Genomic DNA, 11,739 nt, shown 5'->3' with positions numbered 1-11,739 from the left:
CGCCGGATTACCAGGAAGTGACGACCGAGTTCTTGTACTTCTCGATCACGAACTTCTTGATTTCCGGGCTGTGGTAAGCCTTGACCAGCTTGGCGACCCAAGGCTTGTCCTTGTCTTCGACGCGCACGGCGATGACGTTGACGTAAGGGCCCTTGGCGGCTTCGATGGCGATGCCGTCCTTGGTTGGCGACAGGCCGGCGGATTCAGCGAAGTTGCCGTTGATGGCGGCGGCGTCGAAGTCATCCAGCGAGCGTGGCAGTTGCGCCGCGTCCAGTTCGATGATCTTGACCTTCTTCGGATTGTCGACGATGTCCAGCGGCGTCGCCTTCAGGCCGGCATCGGCCTTCAGCTTGAGCACGCCTTGCGCCTGCAGCAACAGCAGCGCGCGGCCGCCATTGGTAGGGTCGTTAGGGATACCGACGCGGGCGCCGTTCTTCAGGTCGTTGAGCGACTTGATCTTCTTCGAGTACACGCCCATCGGGAAGGTGATGGTGGTGCCGACGCTGACCAGTTTGTAGCCGCGGTCCTTGACTTGCGCATCCAGGTACGGTTGGTGCTGGTAGCTGTTGGCATCCAGATCGCCGGCGGACAGGGCCGCGTTCGGCTGGATGTAATCGCTGAATTCAACGATCTGCAGCTTCAGGCCGTCTTTCTCGGCGATCTTTTTGACTTGTTCCAGAATTTCAGCGTGCGGGCCGCCGGTGGCGCCGATCTTGATCGGCTTGTCTTGCGCCAGGACCGGTGCGGACACCAGGCCGGCAACCACGCCCAGACCTGCGAAAAATTGGATTAATTGACGACGATTCATTGTTTCCCTCTCTCTTCGATAGCAGCAGCGGATAGCTGCATTATTTTTTACGCCTGGACCTGTTCTTAACGATGGCTCAGACGACGTACCAGGACATCGCCCAGTGTTTGCACCAATTGCACAAATACGATCAGGATCAGCACCACCGCCAGCATTACTTCCGGCAGGAAACGCTGGTAGCCGTAGCGGATACCGAGGTCGCCCAGGCCGCCGCCGCCGATCGCGCCGGCCATGGCGGAATAGCCGACCAGGCTGACGAAGGTGATCGTAAGACCCGCGACGATACCAGCAAACGCTTCAGGCACCAATACCTTGTAAATGATTTGCCAGGTGGTCGCGCCCATGGCTTGCGCGGCTTCGACCAGGCCGTGGTCGACTTCGCGCAAGGCGGTCTCGACCAGGCGCGCGATGAACGGCGCCGAAGCGATGGTCAGCGGCACGATCGCTGCGGCGGTGCCGATCGAGGTGCCGACGAAGAAGCGCGTGAACGGGATCACGGCGACCAGCAAAATGATGAAGGGCGTCGAACGCACGGCGTTGACCAGCAGGCCGGCGATGCGGTTGAAGGCGACATTGGGCAGGATGCCCTTGCGTTCGGTCAGGTGCAGCGCGATGCCCAGCGGCACGCCGAAGACGGCGCCGAGCAGGCCGGAGATGCCGACCATCATCAGCGTTTCGCCGAACGAGCTGATGAAGAGATCAATCAGTTCAGATGACATGGTTCAGCTCCTCCACCACGACGCCTTGCGCACGCAGGTAATCCATTGCATTGGTAATATTCTCGGCGGTGCCGTTGGCGAGGATCGCCAGCGAACCGAAGGCCTGGCCCTGGATCTCGTCGATCTGGCCGTGCAGGATGTTGAAGTCCAGGTTGAAGCGGCGCACCGCTTCCGACAGATGCGGCTGGTCCACGCCCGAGCCGGTGAAGGCGAAGCGGAACAGGTGATCCGTACCCGAACCTGCTTCGGTATTGGCCAGACGCGCGCGCAGACGCTCCAGCACGCCCTTGGGCAGTTCGTGGGCGATCACGTCGCCGATCAGGGCGCGCGTGACTTCATGTTTCGGTTCGCGGAACACGTCCAGCACTTCGCCCTGTTCGATGACCTCGCCGGCTTCCATCACGGCGACGCGGTCGCAGATCACCTTGATGACTTCCATCTGGTGCGTGATCAGGACGATGGTCAGCCCCAGTTCCTTGTTGATCTTGCGCAGCAGCTCGAGAATCGAGCGCGTGGTTTCCGGATCGAGCGCCGAGGTGGCTTCGTCCGACAGCAATACCTTGGGATCGTTGGCCAGGGCGCGGGCGATGCCGACGCGCTGCTTCTGGCCGCCGGAGATTTGCGCGGGGTAGCGATCCTTCAACGCGGTCAGGCCCACCAGTTCCAGCAACGGTTCGACCTTTTTGGCGATCTCGGCCTTGGACAGGCCGGCCAGTTCCAGCGGCAGCGCGATGTTGTTGTAGACGGTGCGCGACGACAGCGATGATGCCGAAGACTTCGCCTTTGCGGATGGACAGGTCGACGTTGCGTACCGCATCGACCGTGCCGCTGCCGTTGGGGAAGCGTTGGGTGACCCCCTGAATTTCGATCATATTGCTTTCGATGTTGCTTGATTGTTGCTTCAAGAAAAAGGCAGCAGGGCGGCTAAATAACCAGCCTGCTGCCGATATTTTTATATAGAGCCGTGATTTTATGAGGATTTCGTTGCAGGCGGAACTACATTTTGCATATTCCCTAATGAGAAAAAGGCATAACCAAGCGCTTTTTGGCGCGAATTGCAATGAAGAATGCCGGCCCGGCCATGCCGGCTGTTTCATTTCCGATAAGCAGTCAAGTCCCCCCTGCATGTTTGCGCCAATGCGACTAAGATAGCCGTCCCGGCCCGGAAGGAAACCATCGATGGCATACGTCTACACAACCATGAACTCGCCCGTCGGCGAGCTGACCCTGGTCGGCCGCGGCGAGCGGCTGGCGGCGATCCTGTGGGAAAACGACAAGCCCACGCGCGTGCGGCTGGGTGAGATGAGCGCCGACCCCGCCAGCCCGGTGCTGCTGGAGACTGAACGCCAGCTCAACGAATACTTCGCGGGCAAGCGCAAACAGTTTGAAGTCCCGCTGGATTTCACCGGCACCGATTTCCAGAAGCGGGTATGGGCGGCGCTGCTGACCATCCCGTTCGGCGAAACCCGCAGCTACAGCGAAATCGCCGTGCAACTGGGCGACATCAAGGCGGTGCGTGCAGTCGGCGCAGCCAACGGCAAGAATCCCATCTCCATCATCGCCCCCTGTCATCGCGTGATCGGCGCCTCGGGCGAACTGACCGGCTTCGCTGGCGGACTCAAGGCCAAGGAGTTGTTGCTCACGCTGGAGGGCGCGCATGCCTTGCACAACAAGCCCGGCACCGCCGTCCCGCAAAAGCGCCGCAGCAAGCTGCCGGATCCGAACCAGGGTTTGCTGTTCGCGGAGTGATCCGAGGTCTGAGTAGCAGAGGGCAGCAGAGCAAACGCAAACGCTGCGCACAATGAAAAAGGCCTCGATCGCTCGAGGCCTTTTCTTTTGCTGCGTGCTACGTATAGCCGTGTGGAAAGCGTGCTTTCCGGTGCGCCCGCATTCCGGAGAATGCAGGCGCAGCCGAATTACATCATGCCGTCCATACCGCCCATGCCGCCCATACCACCCATGCCGCCTGGCATACCGCCAGCCGACTTGTCTTCTGGCTGCTCAGCGATCATCGCTTCGGTAGTCAGGATCAGGGCGGCGACCGAAGCAGCATTTTGCAATGCCGAACGGGTAACCTTGGTTGGATCCAGAATGCCCAGTGCAATCATGTCGCCATAAGTGCCGTCAGCAGCGTTGTAACCGTAGTTGCCTTGGCCTGCCAACACTGCGTTGACCACAACCGATGGTTCGTCGCCGGCGTTGAACACGATTTGGCGCAGTGGCTCTTCGATCGCGCGCAGCACGATCTTGATGCCGGCTTCCTGGTCAGGATTGTCGCCCTTCAAGTCCTTGATGTTGGCGCGTGCGCGCAGGAATGCCACGCCGCCGCCAGGAACGACGCCTTCTTCAACTGCTGCGCGGGTAGCGTGCAGAGCATCTTCAACGCGTGCTTTCTTTTCCTTCATTTCGACTTCGGTAGCCGCGCCGACCTTGATCAGTGCAACGCCGCCTGCCAGCTTGGCAACGCGTTCTTGCAGCTTTTCACGATCGTAGTCGGAAGTCGCTTCTTCGATTTGCGCGCGGATTTGCTTGACGCGCGATTCGATAGCGATGGCTTCGCCGTTACCGTCGATGATGGTGGTGTTTTCCTTGCTGATTTCGATGCGCTTGGCTTGGCCCAGTTCAGCCAGAGTGGCTTTTTCCAGAGTCAGGCCGACTTCTTCAGCGATCACTTGACCGCCGGTCAGGATAGCGATGTCTTCCAGCATTGCCTTGCGACGGTCGCCAAAGCCAGGAGCCTTGACGGCGGCAGTCTTCAGGATGCCGCGGATGTTGTTCACCACCAGAGTTGCCAGTGCTTCGCCTTCGACATCTTCAGCGATGATCAGCAGTGGACGGCCGGCCTTGGCGACTTGTTCCAGGATCGGCAGCAGGTCACGGATGTTCGAAACCTTCTTGTCGAACAGCAGGACGAATGGGTTTTCCAGCGCAACAACTTGCTTTTCTTGGTTGTTGATGAAGTAGGGGGACAGGTAGCCGCGGTCGAATTGCATACCTTCGACGATGTCCAGTTCGTTTTCCAGCGACTTGCCGTCTTCCACGGTGATGACGCCTTCTTTGCCGACCTTGTCCATTGCCTTGGCAATGATGTCGCCGATGTCGGAATCGGAGTTAGCCGAGATCGAACCGACTTGGGCGATTTCCTTGCTGGTGGTGGTTGGCTTCGACAGTGTCTTGATTTCGGAAACGATGGCGACAACTGCTTTGTCGATGCCGCGCTTCAGATCAGTCGGGTTGAAACCGGCGGCAACGTACTTGAAGCCTTCGCGAACGATCGCTTGAGCCAGCACGGTCGCGGTAGTGGTGCCGTCGCCTGCGTTGTCGGAAGTCTTGGAAGCAACTTCCTTAACCAGTTGCGCGCCCATGTTTTCCAGCTTGTCTTTCAGTTCGATTTCTTTCGCAACCGAAACGCCGTCCTTGGTGACGGTAGGGGCGCCGAAGCTACGCTCCAGAACCACGTTGCGGCCCTTCGGACCGAGGGTTACCTTGACTGCGTTAGCCAGGATGTTGACGCCATTGACGATTTTTGCACGTGCGTCATCGCCGAAAATTACTTGTTTTGCTGCCATGTTGGATTCTCCAAAATTCGTTTATGAATTGCTGAATTGCGTTTGAATCGGCTCGATCAGCTCCGATCAGACTTGTTCGCTGCCGGCGCAGGACGATTTACGTCGCGCCGCGGCAGCGGACGTCGATTACTTTTCGACGACGGCGAACAGGTCTTCTTCACGCATGACCAGCAGTTCCTGGCCGTCGATCTTCACGGCTTGGCCGGAGTACTTACCGAACAGAACGCGGTCGCCGACCTTGACTGCCAGCGGACGGACCTTGCCATCGTCCAGGATCTTGCCGTTGCCGACAGCCAGGATTTCGCCTTGGTCTGGCTTTTCAGTTGCTGCGTCAGGCAGCACGATACCGGATGCGGTCTTGGTTTCTTGGTCGAGACGCTTGACGATAACGCGATCGTGCAAAGGACGAAGGCTCATGAAAACTCCTTAAAATTCAATAAGTTATAAATAATGCGGCGTTGGCTGCAAAGTGTACTTAAGCCCTGCAGCAAGAACTCCGTGCCACATCGGAAAAGTGGGTAGGCCAGAAAAGAAGCTGTTAGCACTCTCCCCTGACGAGTGCTAAGTATAGGGGCGGGATGGGGGTTTTTCAAGGGCAGGGATGATTTAAGTCGCGCGGAGTCGCGTAATTGTCGGAATTCGTTTAAGTCTGAACTGTTGTTGTCGATTTGGCATGATCCCCTCGGACGGCTCAAATGGCGAGGGCAATTCTGCGGGGAAAATCAACAAACGAAACGAATAAATACGCGCGGAGGTAGCCGGCCTCAAAGCCGTTCTCTGTTTGCCAATGACAAAGTCCCGCCTGTCGGCGAGACTTTGTCGTTCCAGCTTGGTTCGGGATCAGCTTGTCCGTGTCACGGCAACTCACTCAAACCAGCTTGCCCACCGCCGCCTCCAGTTGCGCCCATGCCTCTTCACCAAACTTGTTTTTCCATTCCTTGTAGAAGCCGCTTTGTTGCAGCACCTGGCGGAATTGCGCGGTGGCCGGTTTGGAAAAAATCAAGCCTTTGGCGGCCAGTTCTTGTTGCAGGTCGGCCGCCATTTTTTCGCTGTCGGCGCGCTGATTGACACCCGCTGCATTGAAGTTTCTGGTGATGATGTCTTGCAGCGCCACCGGCAGTGCGGCGAAGGAATGTTTGTTGGCCAGCAGCCAGTAACCATCCCAGGCATGACTGGTCATCGCACAATATTTCTGTACTTCATACAGTTTGGCAGTGGTGATGATCGGGAAAGGATTTTCCTGACCATCCACGATGCGGGTCTGCAGCGCACTGTACAACTCGTTGAAGTTGATCGGCGTCGGCGCTGCCTTCAGCGATTTGAACAAGGACAACAACAAGGGGCTGACCGGCACCCGGATTTTCATGTTCGCCAGTTCAGCCGGCGTGTTGATCGGTTTGTTCGACGTGATATGGCGGAAACCGTTGTCCCACACCTTGTCGAATACGTGCAGATTGGTTTTCTCGATATGCGAACGAATGTATTTGCCGAGATCGCCATCCATCGCTTTCCACACTGCGGGGTAATCGTGAAAGGCAAAACCAACACTGTTGAGCGAAGCCATCGGCACCAGATTGGCCAGAATCACGCCAGGCAAGGTCAGGAACTCGACGCTGCCGGAGCGCACCTGGCTGAGCAGATCGGTATCCGAACCCAACTGGCCATTCGGGAACACCTTGATGTCGACCTTGCCGCCGGTTTCCGCCTTGGTTTTTTCGGCAGCTTCGCTGAGGCGGATATAAATCGGATGGGTGACCGGAACGTTGGTCGCCACCTTGTAGTTGAACACGGCAGTTTGTGCGCGCACGCTGGGGGCGCCGACGGCGGCGATGCCGACTGCCGAGGCGGCGGCTTTCAAAACGGTACGGCGAGTGATTTGCATGTCTGTCTCCATGATTTTTATTTGAATACGGCGCGATGATCCGGCCAGATGCTGCGCTAGACGCAACGCGCCGTCAGGCCGCCATCGACGATGATGCTGGTGCCATTGACGTAGCGGGCTTCGTCGGATGCCAGAAACAGTGCGGCATATGCGGTGTCCCAGGCATCTCCCATCTTGCCGGTGGGGGAGATTTTGTCGCGTTGGGCAATCATCGAATCGACATTGCCGCCATACGTCTTGGTCAGCGGTTCGCGAATCAAGGGCGTGTTCATCAGGCCCGGCAACACGCAATTGGCACGGATGCCTTGTGCCGCGTATTCCACGGCAATGTTGGAGGTCATGCTGATCAATGCCGCCTTGGCGGCGCTGTAGGCCAGATAGGGGAAACCGATCCAGCGCAGGCCGGCAATCGAACCGATGTTGACGATGGCGCCGGCGTTGCGTGCCGCCATATACGGCAGCACATGTTTGCAGGTCAGAAAAATGCTGGTCTGATTGACCGCGATGACACGGTCCCAGCTTTCCTCCGAAGTCTCGACCGGACCACCGGTTTCGACAATGCCGACATTGTTGTGCAACACATCGATCTGGCCGTAGGTCGCCATGCAGGCGGCGGCCATTTCGCGAATATCGTCGCTGCTGGCGACATCGGCCCGGAAGGCGGTGCACTCCCCGCCTTCACTGCGAATGATGGCTGCGGTTTCCTGCGCAGCTTCAATACGAAAATCGACCGCGAATATCCTGGCTCCTTCACGTGCATACAGCACCGCTGCAGCTTTGCCGTTGCCCCAGCCTGGCCCGGATGAGCCGGCGCCGATGACAATGGCGACCTTTCCTTTCATGCGTTCAGACATGATTTTCCTCAATGATGTACGGAGATGAGATGTACGGAATATCGGGGCCCGGAACATGCGGCGCGGGAGTTGCGGTTCCCGCCTGCATGAGCCAGGCTCCGTCGGAAGCAGGCTGCGGCTCAGGCTGCCAGGGCAGACTTGGCGGGCGCCGCCGCAGCACGTTCGGCATACTCTTTGAGAATATTGGCGCTGCTCGCGTGCAGCGGCGTGAAGTCCTGATGCGCAATGAAATCCGGCCGTGTCGGTTTGGTGATCGCATTCGATACTGCCGACAGCGTCAGATAAACGATACGGCGCGGATACGGAGTGATGTTGCCGGCCGAGCCGTGCACCATATTTGCGTGGAACATCAATACACCGCCGGCCTTGCCGGTCGGGGTGACGATGCCATTGCGATCGACCATCTCGGTAACGGTCTTCTTGTCCAGCGTCCACAATGGATAGGAAGTGGTTTCCGTATCGTGCGCAGATTCCAGCGCGCCGGCCTTGTGACTGCGCGGCACCACCATTAGCGGGCCGTTGATCGGCATCACTTCATCCAGGAATACCGCGATGTTCATGGCGCGCGGTTCCGGCATGCCGTCATCCTTGTGCCACGTCGGAAAATCCTGATGCCATTGCCAGACTTCACCGGTAAAAGCCGCTTTGGCATTGATCTTGAATTGATGAATGTACACCTCTTCGTTGAACAACTGCGCCACCGGCGCTACCAGGCGTTCGTCCGCGGCCAGCAGTTTGCAGGCTTCGTTGTATTGATGGCAGGCAAATGCGGTACGCGGGGTGCCATCTTTTTCCCGCCAGATATCCGGACGTTGCATCTCCAGTACGGCCGCCGAAGCATTACGCAATGCGGTGATTTCGGCTTCGGAAAAGCAATCTGGAAGAAAGACATACCCAAGTTCATCGAAGCGGGCGAGTTGTTCTGCGTTGAGTTTCATATTGTCTCCTGTGGACTTGATGGGTCGATGTATTTGATTTTATTTTTGAATTCTGAATTTGGAATTCCGAATTCAGTTTTCAAATAATAGTCGTCCCCCATGAGCAGGTCAACGAGAAATTCGCGAATTCGAAAGCATGGGATTCAGGGACACGCGCGGCTTGAGTGCCGCTGAAGCTGAGTGGGAGTGGGGTGCGACTAGTAAAGGATGCCGCAGAATATGCTCTGGAGAGCCGGGCGAGAACAGAATCCCAATCAAGCCGAAAGGCGAAAATCGGGATTTATTGTCAGTTTGATACTGAGTAAGGTTTTAAGTGGTCAAGGACGGCAAAACCCAAGGAGATGGCGGCCGAGGCGGCCGCGGATGGGAAAGGCTTGAAGGCTGGAAAGGGAAATGAAAGCAGGCAAGGCAATGACTGCCTGCCTCAGTACCTCTCACGCCGTCGGATCACGACCGGCACTCAGGCGCTTGGCGAGGTCGCGGCCGGCGCGTTCGATATGCCGGGCGGCCGCCTGAAACGCTTCATCCACCACGCCGGCAAAAATATGCGTCGCGATGATCTGATGTTCTTCCCAGGCACGCACCGGTACGCCGGGATCATTGAGCACGGCCATCATGGAACGCATCAGATGCGGCCATTGTCCGGCCATGATTTGCTCAATCGCCGGATTGCCGCTGAGCCGGTAAATCGCCATGTGGAAACGGAAATCCGCCTTGACGAGCACAGACAGCGGCGCATTATGCCGCATCGCGCTGACGCCCAGTTCAATCGTCTCCTTTAGCGCATCGATGTCATCTTTCGGCGCGAGACCATCCTTGACCCGCTGCGCCGCCATGGCTGCGGCACTGGATTCCAGCGAGACGCGCGCGTGGTAGAGATGAACGATGTAGTCGGGATTGACCGGGGAAACTTCCACCCCTTGTTTGCCGGCGTCGCGCACCAGCCCCTGATATCGCAGCAGTTGCAAGGCATGGCTGATAGGCTGGCGCGATACGCCGAGGCGGTCAGCCAGCGCCGATTGCCGCACCCGTTCGCCGGGTTTCAGGTCGCCGCTGGTGATGGCTTCGAGCAGGCGGTCGTACACCTTCTCGATATACAAGGTATTTTGATCAATTGAATTCTGCATTCCGGATTCCATGCCGGTATCTTAACACGGCGGCGTGGGAGAGAAAGGGCGCTCCCAACCCGGCCTGGTCAGATTCGGCATCCGGTACAGCTTTGTATAATCATGAAATTATATTTTTGCGCGAGATGCTTGTGGAATTGGCAAGACTGGAACAGCAACTGGGCTTCCTGCGGGAAATCGATCGCCTGAAAACCGTGATGCGGCAATCGCCGCTGCTCGATCAAAGCCGCAAGGAAAACTCCGCCGAGCATTCCTGGCACCTGGCCATGTACGCCATGCTGCTGAGCGAATATGCGAATGGGACCGTGGATGCCAATCGCGTCATCCGGATGCTCCTGCTGCACGACATTGTCGAGATCGACGTCGGCGATTTTCCGATTCACGGCGGGTCTTCGGCGGCGGCGCAGGCGGAGCAGGAAGTGAAGGCGGCAGAGCGCTTGTTCGGCATGTTGCCCGAAAACCAGGGTGATCAATTTCTGGCCCTGTGGCAGGAATTCGAACGTGCGGAAACCGACGACGCAAAATTCGCCAAGGCACTGGATCGCTTCCAGCCGTTGCTCATCAATATCTTCACCGGTGGCGGTACCTGGACGGAGAACGGCGTTTCACTGGAACAGGTGCTGTTCCGCTACGGTCCCGTGATTCAAAAAGGCGCACCGCAACTGTGGACGGCGTGTGAGCAGTGGGTGGCGCGACATTTTTCGGAATGAAGCACCATCAGGCGGAATCACGCCAATCGCCGACGCAACCGAACAAGACCTGGAGCCGCGCACTGGGACCGAAGGGTACCCAAGCCGGAGGAGGGCGCCAATATCCATGCCTTCCTGGCCAGTAACGAAGCGAGCTATATTAACGCTGCGGTGATAGGGGTATCGGGCGGGTTGACGCGGTAGCCTGACTCTTCACCGGATAATTTTTCCCGCCACATCATCGTCGACCGATGACGTGGCCTACGTGCTCACATGTCGGGATTTTCATGAAAACAGTTGATCTATTGAAGCCGGACGCCGGCCTGCGCGTCTTCATCTCCGGCGCCGCCACAGGCATCGGCGCAGCCATTGCGGAAGCATTCCTGGAAACCGGCGCGGCGGTCTACGTCTGCGACATCAATCCGGCCGCCGTCGAAGCAATCAGGAAGAAGCACCCCGGCATCCATGCCGGCGTCAAGCGCGAAGACGTCGATGCAGTGATGGCGGACGCGGCCGGGAAGCTCGGCGGCCTCGATCTGCTGATCAACAATGCCGGCATCGCCGGACCGACGGGCGCGGTTGAAGACCTCGACGCGGACGCCTGGGACCAGACCATCAATACCAATCTGAACAGCCAGTTCTACTTCCTCAAACGCGCCGTTCCCTTGCTGAAGAAGACTTCGGAAAATCCGGGCATCATCACGCTTTCCTCGGTGGCCGGACGCCTGGGCTATCAGTTCCGCACGCCGTATGCCTCGACCAAATGGGCCATCGTCGGTCTGATGAAATCGCTGGCGGTCGAGCTCGGACCCAGCAATATCCGCGTCAACGCAATTCTTCCCGGCGTGGTGGAGGGCGAACGCATGGACGGCGTCATCGCCGCCCGGGCAAAGACGCTTGGAGTGAGCTTCGACGAGATGCGCGAAGACTACGTCAAGAAGATTTCACTGCGGCGCCTGGTGACAACCCGGGATGTCGCGGCGATGGCCTTGTTCCTGGCGTCGCCTGCCGCGCGAAATATCTCGGGGCAAGCGATCAGCGTCGACGGCAATCTCGAATATCTGTAATCGGGTAGATTCCCCGCAGGCTTCCGTCATGTGACCTTTCGGATGCTTCGCGCATCCAAGCGGACAAAAAATAAAACCCGCGCCGA

General features: G+C 58.1%; 12 protein-coding genes and 1 pseudogene. 4 read left to right on the top strand and 9 right to left on the bottom strand.

Annotation, left to right across the window (positions count from 1 at the left end; all coding sequences use genetic code 11):
- Positions 1-7: 7 nt before the first annotated feature.
- The 3 genes and pseudogenes from HLUSI_RS0121685 to HLUSI_RS30025 all read right to left on the bottom strand — a co-directional run bounded on the left by HLUSI_RS0121685 (position 8) and on the right by HLUSI_RS30025 (position 2,399).
- The gene (locus HLUSI_RS0121685; RefSeq protein ID WP_016835965.1) at positions 8-808 is read right to left on the bottom strand and encodes a MetQ/NlpA family ABC transporter substrate-binding protein; all 801 of its coding nucleotides are present in this window, start codon (positions 806-808) and stop codon (positions 8-10) included.
- Between the two features lie 65 nt (positions 809-873).
- On the bottom strand, positions 874-1,527 hold the full coding sequence (locus HLUSI_RS0121680) for a methionine ABC transporter permease (RefSeq protein ID WP_016835964.1): 654 nt from the start codon (positions 1,525-1,527) through the stop codon (positions 874-876).
- Positions 1,517-2,399, bottom strand: a pseudogene (locus HLUSI_RS30025) (NIL domain-containing protein). Before HLUSI_RS30025 ends, HLUSI_RS0121680 begins: the two are co-directional and overlap by 11 nt.
- Before the next feature lie 307 nt (positions 2,400-2,706).
- Between HLUSI_RS30025 and HLUSI_RS0121670 the strand changes: the two are divergent.
- Positions 2,707-3,276: a methylated-DNA--[protein]-cysteine S-methyltransferase gene (locus HLUSI_RS0121670; protein ID WP_016835963.1), complete on the top strand. Its 570-nt coding sequence runs from the start codon at positions 2,707-2,709 to the stop codon at positions 3,274-3,276.
- A 167-nt stretch (positions 3,277-3,443) separates the two neighbouring features.
- On the opposite strand, the gene groL is transcribed toward HLUSI_RS0121670, so the two are convergent.
- The 6 genes from groL to HLUSI_RS0121640 all read right to left on the bottom strand — a co-directional run bounded on the left by groL (position 3,444) and on the right by HLUSI_RS0121640 (position 9,897).
- Positions 3,444-5,096 (bottom strand): chaperonin GroEL, encoded by a 1,653-nt coding sequence (groL, locus tag HLUSI_RS0121665; protein ID WP_016835962.1) that lies wholly within the window; start codon positions 5,094-5,096, stop codon positions 3,444-3,446.
- A gap of 126 nt (positions 5,097-5,222) precedes the next feature.
- The gene (gene groES / locus HLUSI_RS0121660) at positions 5,223-5,513 is read right to left on the bottom strand and encodes a co-chaperone GroES (protein ID WP_007882171.1); all 291 of its coding nucleotides are present in this window, start codon (positions 5,511-5,513) and stop codon (positions 5,223-5,225) included.
- 451 nt (positions 5,514-5,964) lie between these two features.
- Positions 5,965-6,978 carry a TRAP transporter substrate-binding protein gene (locus tag HLUSI_RS0121655; RefSeq protein WP_016835961.1) on the bottom strand — a complete coding sequence of 338 codons (1,014 nt, stop codon included), beginning with the start codon at positions 6,976-6,978 and terminating at the stop codon, positions 5,965-5,967.
- Between the two features lie 56 nt (positions 6,979-7,034).
- Positions 7,035-7,832 carry an SDR family NAD(P)-dependent oxidoreductase gene (locus tag HLUSI_RS0121650; protein ID WP_016835960.1) on the bottom strand — a complete coding sequence of 266 codons (798 nt, stop codon included), beginning with the start codon at positions 7,830-7,832 and terminating at the stop codon, positions 7,035-7,037.
- Between the two features lie 119 nt (positions 7,833-7,951).
- Positions 7,952-8,770 carry a phytanoyl-CoA dioxygenase family protein gene (locus tag HLUSI_RS0121645; protein ID WP_016835959.1) on the bottom strand — a complete coding sequence of 273 codons (819 nt, stop codon included), beginning with the start codon at positions 8,768-8,770 and terminating at the stop codon, positions 7,952-7,954.
- Positions 8,771-9,204: 434 nt separating this feature from the next.
- A complete protein-coding gene (locus HLUSI_RS0121640; protein WP_016835958.1) occupies positions 9,205-9,897 on the bottom strand; it encodes a GntR family transcriptional regulator in 693 nt (230 codons plus the stop codon).
- A 125-nt stretch (positions 9,898-10,022) separates the two neighbouring features.
- On the opposite strand from HLUSI_RS0121640, the gene HLUSI_RS0121635 reads away from it, so the two are divergent.
- From HLUSI_RS0121635 to HLUSI_RS0121630, 3 genes are all read left to right on the top strand, one after another.
- On the top strand, positions 10,023-10,607 hold the full coding sequence (locus HLUSI_RS0121635) for an HD domain-containing protein (protein WP_083831022.1): 585 nt from the start codon (positions 10,023-10,025) through the stop codon (positions 10,605-10,607).
- 6 nt (positions 10,608-10,613) lie between these two features.
- Positions 10,614-10,790 (top strand): SDR family oxidoreductase, encoded by a 177-nt coding sequence (locus HLUSI_RS35015; protein WP_157137960.1) that lies wholly within the window; start codon positions 10,614-10,616, stop codon positions 10,788-10,790.
- An 83-nt stretch (positions 10,791-10,873) separates the two neighbouring features.
- Positions 10,874-11,653, top strand: coding sequence for an SDR family oxidoreductase (locus tag HLUSI_RS0121630; RefSeq protein ID WP_029363867.1), 780 nt, complete (start codon positions 10,874-10,876; stop codon positions 11,651-11,653).
- Positions 11,654-11,739: the final 86 nt, after the last annotated feature.

The sequence above is a fragment of the Herbaspirillum lusitanum P6-12 genome (assembly GCF_000256565.1).
GTDB lineage: Bacteria > Pseudomonadota > Gammaproteobacteria > Burkholderiales > Burkholderiaceae_D > Herbaspirillum > Herbaspirillum lusitanum.
The sequence above is the reverse complement of the archived record's forward strand: the minus strand, read 5'-3'. Positions and strand labels throughout refer to the sequence as shown.